This is a genomic window from Salaquimonas pukyongi, assembly GCF_001953055.1.
Lineage (GTDB): Bacteria > Pseudomonadota > Alphaproteobacteria > Rhizobiales > Rhizobiaceae > Salaquimonas > Salaquimonas pukyongi.
This window is the reverse complement of record NZ_CP019044.1, coordinates 1,316,731-1,334,844: the sequence shown is the minus strand read 5'-3', so window position 1 is coordinate 1,334,844 and position 18,114 is coordinate 1,316,731. Positions and strand designations below refer to the sequence as shown.

At 59.5% G+C, this 18,114-nt stretch carries 25 protein-coding genes and 3 pseudogenes; all 28 read right to left on the bottom strand.

What is annotated here, in order from left to right; translation table 11 throughout:
• Positions 1–93: 93 nt before the first annotated feature.
• Complete coding sequence (locus BVL55_RS06455; RefSeq protein WP_075996207.1) at positions 94–1,104, bottom strand: DNA-directed RNA polymerase subunit alpha; 1,011 nt, start codon at positions 1,102–1,104, stop codon at positions 94–96.
• Positions 1,105–1,204: 100 nt separating this feature from the next.
• Positions 1,205–1,594 (bottom strand): 30S ribosomal protein S11, encoded by a 390-nt coding sequence (gene rpsK / locus BVL55_RS06450; protein ID WP_075996206.1) that lies wholly within the window; start codon positions 1,592–1,594, stop codon positions 1,205–1,207.
• 126 nt (positions 1,595–1,720) lie between these two features.
• Positions 1,721–2,089: a 30S ribosomal protein S13 gene (rpsM, locus tag BVL55_RS06445; protein ID WP_075996205.1), complete on the bottom strand. Its 369-nt coding sequence runs from the start codon at positions 2,087–2,089 to the stop codon at positions 1,721–1,723.
• Positions 2,090–2,403: 314 nt separating this feature from the next.
• On the bottom strand, positions 2,404–3,051 hold the full coding sequence (locus tag BVL55_RS06440) for an adenylate kinase (protein WP_075996204.1): 648 nt from the start codon (positions 3,049–3,051) through the stop codon (positions 2,404–2,406).
• Positions 3,051–4,442, bottom strand: coding sequence for a preprotein translocase subunit SecY (secY, locus tag BVL55_RS06435; RefSeq protein ID WP_075997963.1), 1,392 nt, complete (start codon positions 4,440–4,442; stop codon positions 3,051–3,053). Before secY ends, BVL55_RS06440 begins: the two co-directional genes overlap by 1 nt.
• A 493-nt stretch (positions 4,443–4,935) precedes the next feature.
• A pseudogene (rplO, locus tag BVL55_RS17020) lies at positions 4,936–5,388 on the bottom strand (50S ribosomal protein L15); the annotation flags it as partial.
• A gap of 17 nt (positions 5,389–5,405) precedes the next feature.
• Complete coding sequence (rpmD, locus tag BVL55_RS06425) at positions 5,406–5,600, bottom strand: 50S ribosomal protein L30 (RefSeq protein ID WP_205410850.1); 195 nt, start codon at positions 5,598–5,600, stop codon at positions 5,406–5,408.
• Between the two features lie 32 nt (positions 5,601–5,632).
• Positions 5,633–6,202 (bottom strand): 30S ribosomal protein S5, encoded by a 570-nt coding sequence (gene rpsE / locus BVL55_RS06420; protein WP_075996202.1) that lies wholly within the window; start codon positions 6,200–6,202, stop codon positions 5,633–5,635.
• 96 nt (positions 6,203–6,298) lie between these two features.
• On the bottom strand, positions 6,299–6,661 hold the full coding sequence (gene rplR / locus BVL55_RS06415; protein WP_075996201.1) for a 50S ribosomal protein L18: 363 nt from the start codon (positions 6,659–6,661) through the stop codon (positions 6,299–6,301).
• Positions 6,662–6,672: 11 nt separating this feature from the next.
• Complete coding sequence (gene rplF / locus BVL55_RS06410) at positions 6,673–7,206, bottom strand: 50S ribosomal protein L6 (protein WP_075996200.1); 534 nt, start codon at positions 7,204–7,206, stop codon at positions 6,673–6,675.
• Between the two features lie 43 nt (positions 7,207–7,249).
• The gene (gene rpsH, locus BVL55_RS06405; RefSeq protein ID WP_075996199.1) at positions 7,250–7,648 is read right to left on the bottom strand and encodes a 30S ribosomal protein S8; all 399 of its coding nucleotides are present in this window, start codon (positions 7,646–7,648) and stop codon (positions 7,250–7,252) included.
• A 12-nt stretch (positions 7,649–7,660) separates the two neighbouring features.
• The gene (gene rpsN, locus BVL55_RS06400; RefSeq protein WP_075996198.1) at positions 7,661–7,966 is read right to left on the bottom strand and encodes a 30S ribosomal protein S14; all 306 of its coding nucleotides are present in this window, start codon (positions 7,964–7,966) and stop codon (positions 7,661–7,663) included.
• A 24-nt stretch (positions 7,967–7,990) separates the two neighbouring features.
• Entirely contained in the window at positions 7,991–8,548 is a 558-nt protein-coding gene (gene rplE / locus BVL55_RS06395; RefSeq protein WP_075996197.1) for a 50S ribosomal protein L5, read from the bottom strand.
• Positions 8,541–8,855 (bottom strand): 50S ribosomal protein L24, encoded by a 315-nt coding sequence (gene rplX / locus BVL55_RS06390; RefSeq protein ID WP_075996196.1) that lies wholly within the window; start codon positions 8,853–8,855, stop codon positions 8,541–8,543. Before rplX ends, rplE begins: the two co-directional genes overlap by 8 nt.
• A gap of 11 nt (positions 8,856–8,866) precedes the next feature.
• Positions 8,867–9,235: a 50S ribosomal protein L14 gene (rplN, locus tag BVL55_RS06385; protein WP_075996195.1), complete on the bottom strand. Its 369-nt coding sequence runs from the start codon at positions 9,233–9,235 to the stop codon at positions 8,867–8,869.
• A 72-nt stretch (positions 9,236–9,307) separates the two neighbouring features.
• Positions 9,308–9,544: a 30S ribosomal protein S17 gene (rpsQ, locus tag BVL55_RS06380; protein ID WP_075996194.1), complete on the bottom strand. Its 237-nt coding sequence runs from the start codon at positions 9,542–9,544 to the stop codon at positions 9,308–9,310.
• A gap of 11 nt (positions 9,545–9,555) precedes the next feature.
• On the bottom strand, positions 9,556–9,759 hold the full coding sequence (rpmC, locus tag BVL55_RS06375; RefSeq protein ID WP_075996193.1) for a 50S ribosomal protein L29: 204 nt from the start codon (positions 9,757–9,759) through the stop codon (positions 9,556–9,558).
• 31 nt (positions 9,760–9,790) lie between these two features.
• Positions 9,791–10,203, bottom strand: a pseudogene (rplP, locus tag BVL55_RS06370) (50S ribosomal protein L16).
• Between the two features lie 55 nt (positions 10,204–10,258).
• Positions 10,259–10,960: a 30S ribosomal protein S3 gene (rpsC, locus tag BVL55_RS06365; protein WP_075996192.1), complete on the bottom strand. Its 702-nt coding sequence runs from the start codon at positions 10,958–10,960 to the stop codon at positions 10,259–10,261.
• Entirely contained in the window at positions 10,960–11,346 is a 387-nt protein-coding gene (gene rplV / locus BVL55_RS06360; RefSeq protein ID WP_075996191.1) for a 50S ribosomal protein L22, read from the bottom strand. Before rplV ends, rpsC begins: the two co-directional genes overlap by 1 nt.
• Positions 11,347–11,348: 2 nt before the next feature.
• Positions 11,349–11,627 (bottom strand): 30S ribosomal protein S19, encoded by a 279-nt coding sequence (rpsS, locus tag BVL55_RS06355; protein WP_075996190.1) that lies wholly within the window; start codon positions 11,625–11,627, stop codon positions 11,349–11,351.
• Positions 11,628–11,639: 12 nt separating this feature from the next.
• Positions 11,640–12,473, bottom strand: coding sequence for a 50S ribosomal protein L2 (gene rplB, locus BVL55_RS06350; RefSeq protein ID WP_075996189.1), 834 nt, complete (start codon positions 12,471–12,473; stop codon positions 11,640–11,642).
• A gap of 27 nt (positions 12,474–12,500) precedes the next feature.
• Positions 12,501–12,794, bottom strand: a complete 294-nt coding sequence (locus BVL55_RS06345) for a 50S ribosomal protein L23 (RefSeq protein WP_075996188.1) — start codon at positions 12,792–12,794, stop codon at positions 12,501–12,503.
• A complete protein-coding gene (gene rplD / locus BVL55_RS06340) occupies positions 12,791–13,411 on the bottom strand; it encodes a 50S ribosomal protein L4 (protein WP_075996187.1) in 621 nt (206 codons plus the stop codon). The genes BVL55_RS06345 and rplD overlap by 4 nt, the downstream gene beginning before the upstream one ends.
• A 238-nt stretch (positions 13,412–13,649) precedes the next feature.
• Positions 13,650–14,289, bottom strand: a pseudogene (rplC, locus tag BVL55_RS06335) (50S ribosomal protein L3); the annotation flags it as partial.
• Between the two features lie 59 nt (positions 14,290–14,348).
• Positions 14,349–14,657 (bottom strand): 30S ribosomal protein S10, encoded by a 309-nt coding sequence (rpsJ, locus tag BVL55_RS06330; protein ID WP_075996185.1) that lies wholly within the window; start codon positions 14,655–14,657, stop codon positions 14,349–14,351.
• Positions 14,658–14,755: 98 nt separating this feature from the next.
• On the bottom strand, positions 14,756–15,931 hold the full coding sequence (tuf, locus tag BVL55_RS06325; RefSeq protein ID WP_075996184.1) for an elongation factor Tu: 1,176 nt from the start codon (positions 15,929–15,931) through the stop codon (positions 14,756–14,758).
• A 66-nt stretch (positions 15,932–15,997) separates the two neighbouring features.
• Complete coding sequence (gene fusA / locus BVL55_RS06320) at positions 15,998–18,091, bottom strand: elongation factor G (RefSeq protein WP_075996183.1); 2,094 nt, start codon at positions 18,089–18,091, stop codon at positions 15,998–16,000.
• Between the last annotated feature and the right edge of the window lie 23 nt (positions 18,092–18,114).

Below are 18,114 nucleotides of genomic sequence, written 5' to 3'. Positions count from 1 at the left end.
CCGGCTCGCTCTTCGCCCGCACAATCGCGAACGAAGAAGTTTCATTTCGGCCCCCCGGATCGCATCGCCATTGCGGGCGTCCGGCTTTGCCGGTTAGTACTGGTCCTCGTAACGCTTTGCGAGGTCCTCGATGTTTTCCGGCGGCCATGCCGGCACTTCCATGCCCAGATGCAGGCCCATGCCTGCGAGCACTTCCTTGATCTCGTTCAGCGACTTGCGGCCGAAGTTCGGCGTGCGAAGCATTTCGGACTCGGTCTTTTGAATGAGATCGCCGATATAGACGATGTTGTCGTTTTTCAGGCAGTTCGCCGAGCGTACGGAAAGTTCCAGCTCGTCGACCTTTTTCAGCAGCGCAGGGTTGAAGGCCAGTTCCTGGACTTCTTCCTGGACTTCCTCTTTCACCGGCTCGTCGAAGTTGACGAAGATGGAAAGCTGGTCCTGGATGATACGGGCTGCATAGGCAACCGCATCTTCCGGCGTGACAGCGCCATTGGTTTCGATGGTCAAGGTCAGCTTGTCATAGTCGAGCACCTGGCCTTCACGGGTGGCGTCGATCTTGTAGGAGACCTTGCGTACCGGTGAATAAAGGCTGTCGACGGGGATCAGGCCGATCGGCGCATCCTCGGCGCGGTTGCGGTCTGCAGGCACATAGCCCTTGCCGGTGTCGACCGTCAGTTCCATGCGGATTTCCGTGCCCTCGTCGAGGGTGCAGATGACCAGATCAGGATTGAGGATTTCAACATCGCCCACGGTCTGGATATCGCCAGCGGTTACAACGCCCGGGCCTTCCTTGCGCACGACCATGCGCTTGGGGCCATCGCCTTCCATGCGGATGGCGATTTCCTTGATGTTGAGCACCATGTCGGTGACGTCTTCGCGGACACCGGCAATGGAGGAGAATTCATGCAGAACGCCGTCGATCTGCACGGCGGTGACGGCTGCGCCCTGAAGCGAGGACAGCAGCACCCGGCGCAGCGCATTGCCAAGGGTCAGGCCGTAGCCGCGTTCCAGCGGTTCGGCAACAACAACGGCCTTGGTTGGGCTGGACGACACGATATCAAGTTTGTTGGGCTTGATGAGTTCGGACCAGTTCTTCTGGATCATGGGACATGTTTCCTATGGTTGGCTGCCACCATCCACTCGTGGCATTTTCCAAAGGCAGACCTGCAATGCGGAATGGTTGCAGGCGACTTGCAGACTGGCGTCAGACCCGGCGCTTCTTGCGCGGTCGTACACCGTTATGCGGAATGGCGGTCACATCACGAATGGAGGTGATGTAGAAGCCGGCGGCCTGCAGTGCACGCAGCGCCGATTCACGGCCAGAGCCCGGACCGCGCACCTCGACCTCAAGGGTCTTCATGCCGTGTTCCATGGCTTTCTTGGCGGCATCCTCTGCAGCGACCTGGGCGGCATAGGGGGTGGACTTGCGCGAGCCCTTGAACCCCTGCATGCCGGCGGATGACCAAGAGATTGTATTGCCTTGGGCATCGGTAATGGTGATCATGGTATTGTTGAAGGTGGAATTCACATGGGCAACGCCCGATGAGATATTCTTGCGTTCACGCCGTTTGACGCGTCCTGCTTCCTTGGCCATTTACGTTTCCTTGCTTTGATCTCAACACCGCCGTAATGCCAGCGGCTCCACCAGGTATCTGCCCATGCAACCGGCAGACACCCGATTGTTTTCCTGCAGCGCCCCGGCCGGAACGCCTGCAGGGCGTTACTTCTTCTTGCCTGCAATCGCCTTTGCCGGTCCCTTGCGGGTGCGGGCATTGGTGTGGGTGCGCTGACCGCGAACGGGAAGCCCGCGGCGATGGCGCAGGCCACGATAGCAGCCAAGGTCCATCAGGCGTTTGATGTTCATCGACGTTTCGCGGCGCAGATCGCCCTCAACGGTAAATTCGGCATCGATGATTTCACGGATGCGCACGACTTCCGAATCGTTGAGTTCATTGACCCGGCGGGCAGGCTCGATACCGGCCTGTTCGATGATACGGGCAGCCCCCTTGGGGCCAATTCCATGAATGTATTGAAGGGCGATGATTGCGCGCTTGGCGGTCGGCAGGTTGACACCGGCGATACGGGCCATTTTTTCACTCCATGTGTTCGGGCAGGCAGATCCCGCCCCGATTGCATTACCCGCGTCCGGTGGAGGCCGGCCCTTGCAGGCGTTTAACAAGTCTTGAAAGCTGTTTTCAAAACAAAAGACCGGTTCCGGCCATTTTTCCGGTTCCGATCTGTATCTTTTCAGATTGTGGCCCCGATTTAGTAGCGGGACCGGGTGTTGTCAAGCGCATTGTCGGGTATGTGACCAGCAATTGGCACGAAAACTGCTTTATTGCGGGGGCGCTGGCTGTCACAGGGGGCTTTTTGGGGGGGCTTTTGGGGGCTTTGAGGGTGGCTTCAGGCCTCCAGAACGGCCCGAATCGCCTTGGTCACATCGCCGATATCGGCCATGCCGTCGACGGTCCTGAGCTTGCGGTAGGCATGATAGTAGCCGATCAGCGGGGCGGTATCCTTGTAATAGGCAAACAGCCTGGTGCGCAGCGTTTCGGGATTGTCGTCCTTGCGGCGCTTGAAGTCACTTTCGCCGCAACGGTCGCAAACGCCTTCCTTTGCCGGCTGTTTGAATTTGTCGTGGTAGCCTTCCCCGCAATTGCCGCAGGTAAACCGGCCTGAAATACGCTCGACCAGCGCATCGTCGTCCACTTCCAGGGCGATGACCGTGTCGATCTCCATGCCCTTGCCTTCGAGCATGTGGTACAGCGCGTCTGCCTGTTCCAGGGTACGGGGGAAGCCGTCGAGGATGAACCCCTTCCTGCAGTCTGGCTGGCTGATGCGCTCGGAAATGATTGCATTCATGATATCGTCGGAAACCAGCTTGCCGGCCTCCATGATGGCTTTTGCCTGTTTGCCGACATCGCTGCCGGCAGCAACTGCCTCGCGCAGCATGTCGCCGGTCGAAAGCTGCGGAATGCCATAGGCGTCGACCAGAAACTTGGCCTGTGTTCCCTTCCCCGCTCCCGGCGGTCCAAGCAGTATCAGTCTCATCAACGTCTGTTCCTCCCCGATCTGTGGCCGGATTTTTGACCCGATCTCTGTCCACCACGGTTTTTGCCGCCGCGAAGCTGAGACTTCTTGACCAGGCCTTCATACTGGTGGGCCAGCAGATGGCCCTGGATCTGCTGGATCGTGTCCATGGGCACCGATACCATGATCAGCATCGACGTGCCGCCCAGGAAGGCGGAGATGCCGATATTGCTCAGGAAAACTTCCGGAATAAGACAGACGATCACCAGATAGACCGCACCGACAGCAGTAACGCGGGTCAGCACGTATTCGATGTATTCGGCGGTGCGCTCGCCAGGACGGATACCCGGAATAAAGCCGCCCTGCTTTTTCAGATTGTCGGCGGTGTCCTTGGGATTGAAGACGATTGCCGTATAGAAAAAGGCGAAGAAGACGATCAGGGCGGCATAAAGCAACAGATAGACCGGCTGGCCGCGTCCCAGATTGGCGGCAATCACCGAAAGCCAGCCAGGCAGGCTTTCATTGTTGGCAAAGCTTGCAACCGTCAGCGGCAGCAGGAGCAGCGAAGAGGCAAAGATCGGCGGAATAACCCCGGCGGTGTTCAGCTTGAGCGGCAGGTGGGAGGTGTCCCCCTGGAACATCTTCATGCCGATCTGGCGCTTGGGGTACTGGATCAGCAGGCGGCGCTGGGCGCGCTCAACGAACACGATCACGCCGATCAGCACGATCATGGCGGCAAGGATCAGCAGGATGATAGGCGTTTCGATAATGCCCTGACGGCCCTGTTCGAGCAATTGCGCCACGGCGCCAGGCATGGCAGCGACGATGCCGGCAAAAATGATCAGCGAAATGCCGTTGCCCACCCCGCGGGCGGTCATCTGTTCACCAAGCCACATCAGGAACATGGTGCCGCCAACCAGCGACAGCACCGCAGTGATGCGGAAGAACCAGCCCGGATCGGTGACGATCCCCTGCCCGCCTTCAAGGCCAATGGCGATGCCATAGGCCTGCATGGTGGCGAGAATGACCGTGCCGTAGCGGGTGTACTGGTTGATGATCTTGCGGCCCTGTTCGCCTTCCTTTTTCAACGCTTCCAGCGAGGGAACGATGGACGTCATCAACTGCATGATGATGGAGGCGGAAATATAGGGCATGATGCCGAGGGCCAGAATGGCCAGGCGCTCCACGGCGCCGCCGGCAAACATGTTGAACAGGCCAAGCACGCCCTGGCTCTGGCTGTTGAAGGCCTGGGCATAGGCTTCCGGGTTGATGCCCGGCAGGGGAATATAGGTTCCGAGCCGGTAAACGATCAGCGCGCCAAGGGTGAACCACAGCCGCTTTTTAAGCTCGGTTGCCTTGGAAAAACTGGAAAAATTGAGATTGGCGGCAAGTTGTTCGGCAGCTGATGCCATGGAATTCTCCGCGGTTTCGGGCTGATTATCCAAGGCCCGCAAATTCAACGCCTATATGGACCTTCGCGGGGGCGTTTTTCAACCGCTCATTGCCGATCCGTCTGCAATTTTAGCCAGACTTTGGTTCAACAATGTGCGAGGACCGCAAGGCCGAAACAATAAAAAAGCCCGGGAATTTCCCGGGCTCGATCTTCATTCCCGGTTGTTATTTACCGGATTTTTCGCCCATTTTGCGGGCCAAGTCCCGGTCAACCTGGGCACGCGGCGGTTTGCCGTCGATCATTTCCTGGGCCTGGACCTTCCATTCCTGGGATTTCCAGGACGAACCGGCGCCTGCTTCCTTGCATGCCTTTGCCAGTTCCCCATCGTCCATCTTGACGAGCTCGCTGAGCCTGGAAACGCCTGCAGCACGCAGAGCCCTTGCCGTCTTGGTGCCGATGCCGTCGATCAGCACGACATCGTCGACAAAGGGAACATCACCGGCATCACCGGAAATCTCGAACTTGCCGCCGGCTTTTTCGAGCTTGGCGATGGCGGCCCTTGAGGCACCGGCAACGGAAACGCTGACCTTGGCCTTGATGTCGCCGTCGGAAAGGATGCGAACACCGTCGCGCACGCGGCGGATCACACCGGCCTTTACCAGTGCCTCGGCGTCCACGGTGGCCTTGGCATCGAGTTTGCCGGCATCAATCGCTGCCTGAATGCGGCCAAGCGAAACTTCGTTGTAATCCTTGCCGAACATTGCGTTGGAGAAGCCGCGCTTTGGCAGGCGGCGGTAGATTGGCATCTGCCCGCCTTCGAAGCCGTTGATGGCAACGCCCGAACGGGATTTCTGACCCTTGACGCCACGCCCGCCGGTCTTGCCCTTGGAAGAGCCGATGCCGCGTCCAACGCGGCGGCGCGAGGGATTGGCGCCCTCATTGTCCTTGATATCATTCAGTTTCATAATCGTAACTCCCCGGCTCAGGCTTCTTCGACGATGCGCACGAGGTGCGGGATCTTGTTGATCATGCCACGCACGGCAGGAGTATCTTCCAGCGTGCGGCGGCGGTTCATCTTGTTGAGACCGAGACCGATCAGCGTGCGGCGCTGAATGTCAGGACGGCGCAGCGGGCTGCCGATCTGCTCAACCGTAATGGTCTTTTTCTTGTCAGCCATGATTTGGCTCCTTGTAACCGGTTGACGCCTGCTTATTCCTCGCTGCCGATCAGATCACGGCGGCGGGCCTGCAGGGTCGAGTATTTCAGTCCGCGCTGGGCGGCGATGTCCTTGGGATGCATCTGCTTTTTCAGCGCATCGAAGGTGGCACGCACCATGTTGTAGGGGTTGGAGGAACCGATCGACTTGGCGACCACGTCCTGAACGCCCAGGGTTTCGAAAACGGCACGCATCGGGCCGCCTGCAATGATGCCGGTACCAGGTTCGGCAGCGCGCAGATGCACCTTGCCCGCGCCCCAGCGCCCGTCAACATCGTGGTGCAGGGTACGGCCCGAACGCAATGGAACGAAGATCATGTCGCGTTTGGCAGATTCGGTTGCCTTGCGGATCGCCTCGGGCACTTCGCGTGCCTTGCCATTGCCAAAGCCGACGCGGCCTTTCTGGTCGCCAACGACCACCAGGGCTGCAAAGCCGAAACGGCGTCCGCCCTTGACCACTTTGGCAACGCGGTTGATGCCAACGAGCTTGTCGACGAATTCGCTGTCGCGCTCGTCACGGTCATCGCGGGAGCGATTGCCGCGGGGTTTTCTGTCCTGTGCCATGATCCTGTCCTTGTTCTTTTCCGGAAGCACGCGTGTTTTCCGCCTGGTGGTTTCGCTGCTTCATGCAAAGCGCGACCTGCCGGGCGGCATGTGAAATCAGAAGTTCAGACCGCCCTCGCGGGCAGCATCGGCCAGCGCCTTGACGCGGCCATGATAGATGAAGGCGCCACGGTCGAAGACCACTTCCTTGACGCCTGCCTTCACGGCGCGCTCTGCAACCAGCTTGCCAACAGCTGCCGCAGCAGCTGAATCGGCGCCGGTTTTCAGATCGCCGCGCAGATCCTTTTCCAAAGTGGAGGCTGCGGCCACCGTCACGCCCTTGGTATCGTCGATAACCTGGGCATAGATGTTTTTGGAGGAGCGATGAATGCTCAGGCGCGGACGGTCGCCGGCCACCTTGCGGAGCTGGCGGCGGACGCGGGTAGCGCGCCGTTTGGTGCTTGAATGATTGGAAGCCATGTCCGTCTCGCTTACTTCTTCTTGCCTTCCTTGCGGAAGATCGTTTCGTCGGCGTATTTGACGCCCTTGCCCTTGTAAGGCTCAGGGCCGCGATATTTGCGGATTTCCGCCGCCACCTGGCCGACTTTCTGCTTGTCGATGCCGGTGACCGTGATTTCCGTCGGCTTGGGGGTGGCAACGGTGATGCCCTCGGGCACTTCGTAGATCACTTCATGGGAAAAACCGAGCGAGAGCTGCAGGTTCTTGCCCTGCATGGCCGCACGATAGCCCACGCCGTTGATTTCCAGCGACTTGCTGAACCCTTCGGAAACACCGGTCATGATGTTTTCGATCTGGGTGCGTGACATGCCCCATTTGGAGCGCGCGTCTTTCGACTGGTCCCGCGGGTCGACCTTGATTCCATCATCGTCCATCTTGACGATAACTTCCTCGTTGACGACAAAATTCAGTTCGCCCTTGGGCCCTTTTGCAGTCACGGTCTGCCCGTCGACGGAAGCGGTCACGCCGTCGGGAACTGCTACCGGTCTTTTTCCTATCCGAGACATTTGTTCACCTGTCCGGTTGCGTTAACTGGGTTCGCCTGCCCGATCAGAAGATCTGGCAGAGCACTTCACCGCCGACATTCTGTTCGCGGGCCTCGTGATCGGCCATCACACCTTTCGGCGTCGACAGGATCGCGATGCCAAGACCATTGGCGACGCTGGGGATGTTCTTTACCGACGCGTAGACGCGGCGGCCAGGCTTGGAGACGCGGGCGATCTCGCGGATCACAGGCGCGCCTTCAAAATACTTCAGTTCGATCTCGAGTTCGGACTTGCCGTTGTCGAAATCGGTCTGGCTGTAGCCGCGGATATAGCCTTCGGACTGCAGCACATCAAGCACGCGGGCACGCAGCTTGGAGTTCGGCGTGCTGATCTTGTTCTTTCCGCGCATCAGGCCGTTGCGGATGCGGGTCAGCATATCGCCGAGAGGATCGGTCATGGACATGTGCTTGCCTCCTTACCAGCTCGACTTGACGATGCCGGGCACCTTGCCGACATTGCCCAGTTCGCGAAGCGCGATGCGCGACATTTTCAGTTTGCGGTAGTATGCGCGCGGCCGGCCGGAGACTTCGCAGCGGTTGCGGATGCGGGTCTTGGAGCCGTCACGCGGCATCTGGGCAAGCTTCAACTGCGCGCGGAAGCGTTCTTCCATCGGCGTTGACTTGTCCATGATAATCTTCTTCAGCGCAGCACGCTTTTCAGCGTGGTTTGCCACAGTCCTGCGGCGGCGCTTGTTCTTTTCTACGGCGCTAACCTTAGCCATGTTGTTCCTTCCTTTCGCTTGCCGTTACTGACGGAACGGGAAGTTGAACTCGCGCAGCAGGGCGCGGGCTTCATCATCCGTTTTCGCCGTCGTACAAACGATGACGTCCATGCCCCAGATTTCGTCTACCTTGTCGTAGTCGATTTCCGGAAACACGATGTGCTCCTTGATGCCCATTGCGAAGTTGCCGCGGCCGTCGAAACTTTTCGGGTTCAGGCCGCGGAAGTCGCGCACGCGGGGCAGCGCGATGTTGATCATACGATCAAGGAATTCGTACATGTGTGCCTTGCGCAAGGTGACCTTGGCGCCAAGGGGCATTGCTTCACGCACCTTGAAGCCGGCGATCGACTTGCGGGCGCGGGTCACGACGGCCTTCTGGCCGGCGATCAGCGAGAGGTCGTCTGCCGCTTTCTGGGCTTTCTTGGAATCGGCGGTCGATTCGCCGATACCCATGTTGAGCACGACTTTCTCGATACGCGGCACTTCCATGGGATTGGCGTAGCCGAACTGCTCGAGAATCTTCTGACGAACCACGTCGTCATAAAGCTTGCGCATGCGCGGGGTGTATTGGGTGTCAGCCATCGATCACTTCTCCCGAACGCTTGGCGACGCGAACCTTGCGGCCATCGTCCGTTGTCTTGAAGCCGACACGGGTCGCCTTGCCGTCCTTGGGATCGGCAAGCGCCAGGTTGGATACCTGGATCGGCGCTTCCTTGGTCACAATGCCGGCCTCGGCGGAAGCAGTCTGGCGCTGGTGGCGGCGAACCATGTTCACACCCCGTACAAGCGCCCTGCCCTCTTTCGGCATCATCTGCACTACTTCGCCGGTGCGGCCCTTGTCCTTGCCGGCAAGGACGACCACCTGGTCACCTTTGCGGATCTTCTGCATGGGAACGCTCCTTAGAGTACTTCTGGGGCCAGGGAGATGATCTTCATGTGGTTCTTGGCGCGCAATTCGCGCGGAACCGGTCCGAAGATACGGGTGCCCACTGGCTCTTTTTTGTTATCGACGAGCACGGCGGCGTTACCGTCGAAACGGATGACGCTGCCGTCGGCGCGGCGGATGTCCTTGGCCGTGCGAACAACGACGGCCTTCATGACGTCGCCCTTCTTTACACGGCCACGCGGGATGGCTTCCTTGACGGATACCACGATGATGTCACCAACCGAGGCGTATTTCCGTTTGGAACCGCCCAGGACCTTGATGCACATAACACGACGGGCGCCGGAGTTATCGGCGATGTCGAGGTTTGTTTGCATCTGAATCATGACTGGCTACCTTCTGTCAGATGTGGCGGAAAACCGCCGCGCATTTCTACCAGGCCGGTTTCCCGGCCGCATTCAGCTTTGCGACTGGACGATGGTCCAGCGCTTGTCTTTCGAAACCGGTGCGCACTCCTCGATGAACACCGTGTCGCCAACCTTGTGGGAATTGGCTTCGTCATGGGCCTTGTAGTTCTTGGAGCGGCGGACGGTCTTTTTGAACAGCGGGTGGGTAAAGCGGCGCTCTACCTTGACCACGACCGTCTTCTCGTTCTTGTCACTGACCACAGTGCCCTGCAATACGCGCTTTGGCATATCCGGCTTCCTTACGCTTTTTGTGCTTCGGCCCGTTTTTCGCGGGCGATGGTTTGAATACGGGCGATGTCGCGGCGCACCTGGCGCTGGCGAACGGTGTTGTCCAGCTGGCCGGTCGCCTGCTGGAAGCGCAGGTTGAACTGCTCTTTCTTCAGCTTGAGGAGCTCATCCTTGAGCTGGTCCTCCGTCATCACACGAACGTCGCTGGCCTTCATGGCTTTACTTCCTTCTGTCTAACTGAGCCGCTCAGTCAGCAATGCGCTGAATGAAGCGGGTCTTGATCGGAAGCTTCATTGCGCCAAGGCGCAGAGCTTCGCGTGCCACATCCTCCGGCACGCCATCGATCTCGAACATGATTCTTCCCGGCTTGACGCGGGCCGCCCAGTAATCGACCGATCCTTGCCCTTGCCCATGCGGACTTCGGTAGGTTTGGAGGTTACCGGAAGGTCCGGGAAAATGCGGATCCACACACGCCCGGCACGCTTCATGTGACGGGTGATCGCACGGCGGGCAGCCTCGATCTGGCGGGCGGTAACGCGCTCGGGTTCCTGGGCCTTCAGGCCGTAGGCGCCGAAGTTCAGATCGGTGCCGCCCTTGGCGTTCCCGTGCAGCCGGCCCTTGTGCTGCTTGCGGAATTTGGTGCGCTTTGGCTGTAACATCTCGTCTTATTCCCAATCCAGTCGGTTGTGGCGTTCGGTTGCCTTGCCGCTCCGGTTATGCGTTCTGGCGGCGGTTGCCGCCCTGTTCTGCGCCCTCGGTGGCGCGGCGCTCGGAGGCCATCGGGTCATGCTCGAGGATTTCCCCCTTGAAGACCCAGACCTTGACGCCGCAGATACCGTAGGCGGTCGATGCTTCGGCAGTGCCGTAATCGATGTCGGCGCGCAGGGTGTGCAGTGGCACGCGCCCCTCGCGATACCATTCCATACGGGCGATCTCGGCGCCGCCAAGACGGCCCGAACAGTTGATGCGGATGCCTTGGGCGCCAAGGCGCATGGCAGACTGCACGGCGCGCTTCATGGCACGGCGGAAGGCGATGCGCCGCTCAAGCTGCTGGGCGATCGACTGGGCGATGATGGTCGCATCGATTTCCGGCTTGCGCACTTCCAGGATGTTGATGTGCACCTCCGAATCGGTGAGTTCACCGACCCGCTTGCGCAGTTTCTCGATATCGGCACCCTTTTTGCCGATGATGATGCCGGGGCGGGCAGCATGGATTGTCACGCGGCACTTCTTGTGCGGGCGCTCGATGACAATCTTGGAGACCGAAGCAGCCTGCAGTTCCTTTTCCAGGAACTTGCGGATCTTCAGGTCTTCATGCAGCAGCTTGCCGTATTCGGCGGATTCAGCATACCAGCGGGAATCCCAGGTACGGTTGATGCCGAGGCGCAGGCCAACGGGGTTCGTCTTCTGACCCATTATGCGGCCTCCTCTTCTTCTACTTCGCGGACCACGATGGTCAGGTTTGAGAACGGGCGAAGGATGCGGCTGGCACGGCCGCGGCCACGCACGTGAAAACGCTTCAGCACGATCGACTTGCCGACATAGGCCTCGGCGACAACCAGATTGTCGACGTCGAGGTCATGGTTGTTCTCGGCATTGGCGATTGCGGACTGCAGGGTCTTCTTGACCGTCTCCGCGATACGCTTGCGCGAGAAGGTCAGGTCGGCGAGTGCCGCTTCGACCTTCTTGCCGCGGATCATGGCCGCAACCAGATTGAGTTTCTGCGGGCTGACGCGGATGGTGCGGGCGACAGCCCGGGCCTCGTTGTCTTTCAGCGCCCGTTCGCGCTTCGGCTTGCCCATGGTTACTTCCTCTTAGCTTTCTTGTCCGCGCCGTGACCGTAATAGGTCCGCGACGGGGAGAATTCGCCCAGCTTGTGACCGACCATGTCTTCGCTCACATTGACGGGGATGTGCTTTTGGCCGTTGTAGACGCCAAAGGTCAGCCCCACGAACTGCGGCAGAATGGTGGAGCGGCGGCTCCAGGTCTTGATGACTTCATTGCGGCCGCCTTCACGGACCTTGTCTGCTTTCTTGAGCAGATAGCCGTCCACAAACGGGCCTTTCCAGACTGAACGTGTCACTTTATCGACCTCTTACTTCTTGCGCTGATGGCGCGAGCGCATGATGAACTTGCTGGACGTTTTGTTCGTCCGGGTTTTCTTGCCCTTGGTTGGCTTGCCCCACGGCGTAACCGGATGACGGCCACCCGACGTGCGGCCTTCACCACCGCCATGGGGGTGATCGACCGGGTTCATGGCAACGCCGCGGACATTGGGACGGCGGCCGAGCCAGCGGTTGCGGCCTGCCTTGCCCTTGTTGGTGTTGGAGTTGTCCGGATTGGAAACCGCGCCGATGGTGGCCATGCAATTGCTGTGCACCAGGCGCTGCTCGCCGGAATTAAGACGGATGATCGAATAGGCACCGTCGCGGCCGACGAGCTGGGCGTATGCGCCTGCGGAGCGGGCAACCTGGGCGCCTTTTTCCGGCTTCAGCTCGATGGCATGAATGATGGAACCGACCGGAATGGCTTTCAGCGGCATGGCGTTGCCGGGCTTGACGTCAGCGGAAGCCGAAGCCACCACCTTGTCGCCGGCGGCAATGCGCTGGGGTGCCAGGATATAGCTCAATTCGCCATCGTCATACTTGATCAGCGCGATGAAGGCGGTGCGGTTGGGATCGTATTCGAGGCGCTCGACGGTTGCTTCCACATCCCACTTGCGGCGCTTGAAATCGATCTTGCGGTAGCTGCGCTTGTGGCCGCCGCCGCGATGATGCGAGGTCACCCGGCCATAGTTGTTGCGGCCGCCGGAAGCTGAAAGGCCTTCGGTCAAGGTCTTGACCGGCTTGCCCTTCCACAACTCCGAACGATCGACAATCACCAGCTGGCGTGTGCCAGGCGTGATTGGATTGAACTTCTTGAGTGCCATGGTTTTAAACCCTTGCCTGCTATTGCCTTAAAGACCGGTGGTCACGTCGATCGACTGGCCTTCGGCCAGGGTGACGACAGCCTTCTTGACGTTGCTTTGACGGCCCTTGATGCCGCGAAAGCGCTTAACCTTGCCCTTGCGGACCAGTGTGTTGACCGAAGCAACCTTGACGGAAAACAGGCTTTCTACAGCCGCCTTGATTTCCGGCTTGGTGGCGTCGGGAGCAACGTTGAAGACCACCTGGTTCGATTCAGAGGCCATCGTCGATTTTTCCGTAATGACCGGTGAAACGATCACGTCGTAATGATGGATGTTGCTCATTTGAACCGTGCCTCCAGGGCTTCGACGGCGGCCTTGGAGAGAACCAGTTTCTCCCGGCGCAGAATGTCGTACACGTTGATGCCCTGAACCGGCAGAACATCCGTGTTGGGAATGTTGCGGGCAGCCATCGCAAAATTGCTGTCGACTTCGGCGCCAGCGATGAACAGTGCATTTTCAAGGCCGAGTTTCTTCAGCTTGCCGCGCATTGACGATGTCTTGGCTTCCTTCAGGGCCAGATCGTCCATGACGATCAGCTGGTCGGAAGCGCGCTTGGCCGACAAGGCATGTTTCAGTGCCAGGGCGCGAACCTTTTTCGGCAGATCGAAACCGTGATCGCGCGGGGTCGGGCCAAAGGCACGGCCGCCACCGCGGAACTGCGGAGCCTTTGCCGTGGAGTGACGAGCCCGGCCGGTGCCCTTCTGCTTGTACATCTTGGCGCCGGTGCGCGAGATTTCACTGCGGTTTTTCACGTCATGGGTACCGGCACGCCGCTTGGCGAGCTGATAGCGCACCATGCGCTGCAGGATGTCGGTGCGCGGCTCCAGGCCGAACACGGCATCGGAAAGGGCAATCTTGCCCGAAGCCTTGCCGTCAAGGGTGGTTACGTTCATGTCCATCACGAATTGTCTCCCTCGCCTGCACTACCATCCGGTTTGGCGTCAGATTTTGCATCCGCGTCCGAAGCAGCTTCCTTCTCGGCATCGGCAGCAGCTGCAGCACGGGCGGCCTCACGCTCGGCAGCTGCTGCTGCCTGTGCTTCGGCTTCTTCTGCCACCATCGCTTCTTCGGCAGCCTTGGCAGCTTCTTCTGCGGCAGCAATGTCCTTGCGGGTTGCAGCCGGCAGAATCACGTCTTCAGGAAGCGGTTTCTTGACCGCATCCTTGACCAGAACCCAGGCGCCCTTGGGGCCGGGAACCGCACCGCGAACCAGGATAAGGCCGCGATCGTTGTCGACATCGTAAACGCGCAGGTTCTGGGTGGTCACGCGGCTGTTGCCCATGTGGCCGGCCATCTTCTTGCCCTTGAACACCTTGCCCGGATCCTGACACTGGCCGGTGGAGCCGTGCGAGCGGTGCGAAATCGAGTTGCCGTGGGTTGCCCGGCCGCCGCCGAAATTGTGGCGTTTCATGACACCGGCAAAGCCCTTGCCGATCGTGTCGCCGCTGACATCCACATACTGGCCCGGCAGATAATGGCCGGCGATGATCTCGGTGCCCACATCCAGCAGGTTTTCCGGAGATACGCGGAACTCGGCCACACGGCGCTTGGGCTCGACCTTCGCTGTGGCGAAATGGCCGCGCATCGGCTTGGTCGTGTTCTTGACCTTGGCAAGGCCGGCGCCAAGCTGCACGGCGGTGTAGCCATGCTTGTCCTCGGTACGCTGGGCGACAACCTGGAGCTTGTCCAGTTTGAGAACAGTGACCGGCACCTGCTCTCCCGCATCGGTATAGATGCGCGTCATTCCCAGTTTCTGTGCAATTACACCAGAACGCATCGGTTCATTCCTTCACAGAGTTGCGGAGCAAAAGCCCCTACTCCCGTTTATCTCTTCGCCTACAGCTTGATCTCGACGTCAACGCCGGCGGAAAGGTCCAGTTTCATCAGGGCATCCACGGTCTGCGGCGTCGGGTCGACAATGTCGAGCATCCGCTTGTGGGTGCGCATTTCGAACTGCTCACGGCTTTTCTTGTCGATATGCGGCGAGCGGTTGACCGTAAACTTCTCGATCCGGGTCGGCAGCGGTACGGGACCGCGAACCTGGGCACCGGTGCGCTTGGCCGTGGAGACAATCTCCTTGGTCGAAGCATCGAGGATGCGATGGTCAAACGCCTTCAGGCGGATGCGAATGTTTTGCCCAGTCATGTTCTTGCTTTCTCAAACCTGGATACCAGCCTGCAAATCGATGTTCACAGTGCCGTTTTTCCTGGCGGGACAGGTCACCTGCCCCGCCGGTTTTTTCCTCACTCGACGATTTCTGCGACGATGCCGGCGCCGACGGTTCTTCCGCCTTCGCGGATGGCAAAGCGCAGGCGCTCTTCCATGGCGATCGGCACGATCAGTTCAACATCCATGGTGATGTTGTCGCCCGGCATCACCATCTCGGTGCCTGCGGGAAGCTGCACAACACCCGTCACATCCGTCGTGCGGAAGTAGAACTGCGGACGGTAGTTGGTGAAGAACGGCGTGTGGCGCCCGCCTTCCTCTTTCGTCAGAATGTAGGCCTCGGCCTTGAACTTGGTGTGCGGCTTGACCGAACCGGGCTTGCACAGCACCTGACCGCGCTCAACCCCGTCACGCTCGATGCCGCGCAGCAGAACCCCGACATTGTCGCCCGCTTCGCCGCGGTCCAAGAGCTTGCGGAACATCTCAACGCCCGTGCAGGTCGTCTTCTTGGTGTCGCGGATGCCGACAATCTCGATCTCGTCACCCACATTGACCACCCCGCGCTCAATGCGGCCCGTCACAACCGTACCGCGGCCCGAAATCGAGAACACGTCCTCGATCGGCAGCAGGAAGGGCTGATCCACCGGACGGTCGGGGGTCGGGATGTATTCGTCCACCTTCGCCATCAGCTCGCGGATGGCATTCTCGCCAATCTCAGGATCGCGGCCCTCAAGGGCAGCAAGCGCAGAACCCTTGATGATCGGAATGTCGTCGCCCGGGAACTCGTAGGAAGACAGAAGCTCGCGAACCTCCATGTCGACAAGCTCCAGAAGCTCCTCGTCATCCACCTGGTCGACCTTGTTCAAGAACACCACAATCGCCGGAACGCCAACCTGGCGCGCAAGAAGAATGTGCTCGCGGGTCTGGGGCATCGGGCCGTCGGCGGCAGAGCAAACCAGGATCGCGCCGTCCATCTGCGCTGCACCCGTGATCATGTTCTTCACATAGTCGGCATGGCCAGGGCAGTCCACATGGGCGTAGTGGCGGTTTTCCGTCTCATATTCCACATGGGCCGTCGAAATCGTGATCCCGCGCGCCTTCTCCTCAGGCGCACCGTCAATCTGGTCATACGCCTTGAACTCGCCGAAATACTTCGTAATCGCAGCCGTCAGCGTCGTCTTGCCGTGGTCAACGTGACCAATCGTGCCGATGTTCGCATGCGGCTTCGAACGCTCAAACTTCTCTTTTGCCATGGGACTTCTCCATTTCAGCGGATGAGAAACTCATCTCAAGCAATTGAACTCAATAGGTTAATTTCGTTAGCCAGTGTATTTTTCCTGGATTTCCTTGGAAACCGCAGCAGGCACCGGCGCATAGTGGTCAAACTGCATGGTGTACTGGGCACGGCCCTGTGACATCGAACGCAGGTTGTCGACATATTTGAACATGTTGGCGAGCGGCACATGGGCGTTGATCACCACGGCAATGCCGCGCATTTCCTGACCCTGGATCTGGCCACGGCGGGAATTGAGGTCGCCAATCACATCACCGACATACTCTTCGGGCGTTACCACCTCGACCTTCATGATCGGCTCAAGCAGCTGGGCGCCAGCGCGGGGAGCAGCCTCGCGGAATGCAGCGCGCGAGGCGATCTCGAAGGCCAGAACCGAGGAGTCGACGTCGTGATAGGCGCCGTCCAGCAGGGTTGCCTTGACGCCGAGCATCGGGAAGCCGGCCAGCGGGCCCGAATTGAGCACGGACTGGATGCCCTTTTCGACGCCGGGAACGTATTCCCTGGGAACGTTGCCGCCAACAATCTTGGATTCGAATGCGAAATCCTCGCCGTCGGGGTTCGGCTCGAACAAGATCTTGACGCGGGCAAACTGGCCCGAACCACCCGACTGTTTCTTGTGGGTGTAATCGACTTCGTGGGCCTGGGTGATGGTTTCGCGATAGGCCACCTGAGGCGCACCGATATTGGCCTCGACCTTGAACTCGCGCTTCATGCGGTCAACCAGAATGTCGAGGTGAAGCTCGCCCATTCCGGCGATAATGGTCTGACCGGATTCCTCGTCGGACTTGACGCGGAAAGACGGGTCTTCTGCTGCCAGGCGGTTGAGCGCGATGCCCATTTTCTCCTGGTCGCCCTTGGTTTTCGGCTCGATGGCAATCTGGATCACCGGATCGGGGAATTCCATGCGCTCGAGAATGACCGGCTTGAGCGGATCGCAGAGCGTGTCGCCCGTGGTCGTATCCTTCAGGCCGGCGAGCGCAACGATGTCGCCGGCATAGGCAACGTCAATGTCCTCGCGGGAGTTGGAGTGCATCTGCAGCATGCGGCCGATGCGCTCGCGCTTTTCCTTGACGGTGTTCTGCAGCGAGCTGCCCTTTTCCAGAACGCCCGAATAGATGCGGGCAAAGGTCAGGGAACCCACAAACGGGTCGTTCATGATTTTAAAGGCAAGCAGGGAAAGCGGCTCGTCATCGGAGGACTTGCGGCTGATTTCCTCTTCGGTCTTGGGATCGACCCCCTTGATCGCGGGAACTTCAATCGGCGACGGGAGGAAGTCGACAACACCGTCGAGCAGCGGCTGAACGCCCTTGTTCTTGAAGGCTGAGCCGCAATACATCGGGAAGAATTCAACGGCGATGGTGCCCTTGCGGATCAGGCGGCGCAGGGTGTCGTTGTCGGGCATGTTGCCTTCAAGATAGGCTTCCATGGCCTCGTCATCGACCTCAACGGCCGTCTCGATCAGCTTTTCGCGGTATTCCTCGGCCTTTTCCTTGAGGTCGGCCGGAATGTCCACAACATCCCATTCAGCGCCGAGATTTTCAGACTTCCATACCAGCGCATTCATCTCGATCAGATCGACAACGCCGGCAAATTCGTTTTCCGCGCCGATGGGAAGCTGCATGACCAGCGCCTTGGCGCCGAGGCGGCTGCCCACCATCTCCACCGAGCGGTAGAAGTCGGCGCCGATCTTGTCCATCTTGTTGCAGAAAATCATCCGCGGGACTTTGTACTTGTCGGCCTGGCGCCAGACGGTCTCGGTCTGCGGCTCAACGCCGGCATTGGCATCCAGAAGGGCAATCGCACCATCGAGCACGCGAAGCGAACGCTCCACCTCAATGGTGAAATCGACGTGGCCGGGGGTGTCGATGATGTTGAAGCGGCGCTTCTTGCCGTCGCGGCCTTCCCAGAAGGTCGTGGTGGCAGCAGAGGTAATGGTAATGCCGCGCTCCTGCTCCTGCTCCATCCAGTCCATGGTGGCAGCACCATCATGAACTTCGCCGATCTTGTGGGACTTGCCGGTGTAGAACAGGATACGCTCGGTCGTCGTCGTCTTTCCGGCATCGATGTGGGCCATGATGCCGAAATTGCGGTAATCCTCAATTTTGTATTCGCGGGCCATTGCCGTCTACCTCTTGCTTGCCG

What these genes read in the sequence shown, in the direction of transcription:
- BVL55_RS06440 (WP_075996204.1), bottom strand. Translation starts at nt 3,051, where the DNA reads ATGAGACTGATACTGCTTGGACCGCCGGGAGCGGGGAAGGGAACACAG.
- rpmD (WP_205410850.1), bottom strand. Translation starts at nt 5,600, where the DNA reads ATGGCTGACAAGAAAAAGACCATTACGGTTGAGCAGATCGGCAGCCCG.
- rpsM (WP_075996205.1), bottom strand. Translation starts at nt 2,089, where the DNA reads ATGGCCCGTATCGCCGGTGTCAACCTGCCGACCGCCAAGCGCGCAATC.
- rpsQ (WP_075996194.1), bottom strand. Translation starts at nt 9,544, where the DNA reads ATGCCAAAGCGCGTATTGCAGGGCACTGTGGTCAGTGACAAGAACGAG.
- rpsJ (WP_075996185.1), bottom strand. Translation starts at nt 14,657, where the DNA reads ATGACTGGGCAAAACATTCGCATCCGCCTGAAGGCGTTTGACCATCGC.
- rplV (WP_075996191.1), bottom strand. Translation starts at nt 11,346, where the DNA reads ATGGGCAAGCCGAAGCGCGAACGGGCGCTGAAAGACAACGAGGCCCGG.
- secY (WP_075997963.1), bottom strand. Translation starts at nt 4,442, where the DNA reads ATGGCATCAGCTGCCGAACAACTTGCCGCCAATCTCAATTTTTCCAGT.
- rplN (WP_075996195.1), bottom strand. Translation starts at nt 9,235, where the DNA reads ATGATTCAGATGCAAACAAACCTCGACATCGCCGATAACTCCGGCGCC.
- rplR (WP_075996201.1), bottom strand. Translation starts at nt 6,661, where the DNA reads ATGGCTTCCAATCATTCAAGCACCAAACGGCGCGCTACCCGCGTCCGC.
- rpsE (WP_075996202.1), bottom strand. Translation starts at nt 6,202, where the DNA reads ATGGCACAGGACAGAAAACCCCGCGGCAATCGCTCCCGCGATGACCGT.
- rplE (WP_075996197.1), bottom strand. Translation starts at nt 8,548, where the DNA reads ATGGCTGACACCCAATACACCCCGCGCATGCGCAAGCTTTATGACGAC.
- rpsK (WP_075996206.1), bottom strand. Translation starts at nt 1,594, where the DNA reads ATGGCCAAGGAAGCAGGACGCGTCAAACGGCGTGAACGCAAGAATATC.
- BVL55_RS06345 (WP_075996188.1), bottom strand. Translation starts at nt 12,794, where the DNA reads ATGAGCAACATCCATCATTACGACGTGATCGTTTCACCGGTCATTACG.
- fusA (WP_075996183.1), bottom strand. Translation starts at nt 18,091, where the DNA reads ATGGCCCGCGAATACAAAATTGAGGATTACCGCAATTTCGGCATCATG.
- rpmC (WP_075996193.1), bottom strand. Translation starts at nt 9,759, where the DNA reads ATGAAGGCCAGCGACGTTCGTGTGATGACGGAGGACCAGCTCAAGGAT.
- tuf (WP_075996184.1), bottom strand. Translation starts at nt 15,931, where the DNA reads ATGGCAAAAGAGAAGTTTGAGCGTTCGAAGCCGCATGCGAACATCGGC.
- rplF (WP_075996200.1), bottom strand. Translation starts at nt 7,206, where the DNA reads ATGTCTCGGATAGGAAAAAGACCGGTAGCAGTTCCCGACGGCGTGACC.
- rplD (WP_075996187.1), bottom strand. Translation starts at nt 13,411, where the DNA reads ATGGACATGAACGTAACCACCCTTGACGGCAAGGCTTCGGGCAAGATT.
- rpsN (WP_075996198.1), bottom strand. Translation starts at nt 7,966, where the DNA reads ATGGCTAAGGTTAGCGCCGTAGAAAAGAACAAGCGCCGCCGCAGGACT.
- rplB (WP_075996189.1), bottom strand. Translation starts at nt 12,473, where the DNA reads ATGGCACTCAAGAAGTTCAATCCAATCACGCCTGGCACACGCCAGCTG.
- rplX (WP_075996196.1), bottom strand. Translation starts at nt 8,855, where the DNA reads ATGCAGAAGATCCGCAAAGGTGACCAGGTGGTCGTCCTTGCCGGCAAG.
- rpsC (WP_075996192.1), bottom strand. Translation starts at nt 10,960, where the DNA reads ATGGGTCAGAAGACGAACCCCGTTGGCCTGCGCCTCGGCATCAACCGT.
- rpsH (WP_075996199.1), bottom strand. Translation starts at nt 7,648, where the DNA reads ATGTCCATGACCGATCCTCTCGGCGATATGCTGACCCGCATCCGCAAC.
- BVL55_RS06455 (WP_075996207.1), bottom strand. Translation starts at nt 1,104, where the DNA reads ATGATCCAGAAGAACTGGTCCGAACTCATCAAGCCCAACAAACTTGAT.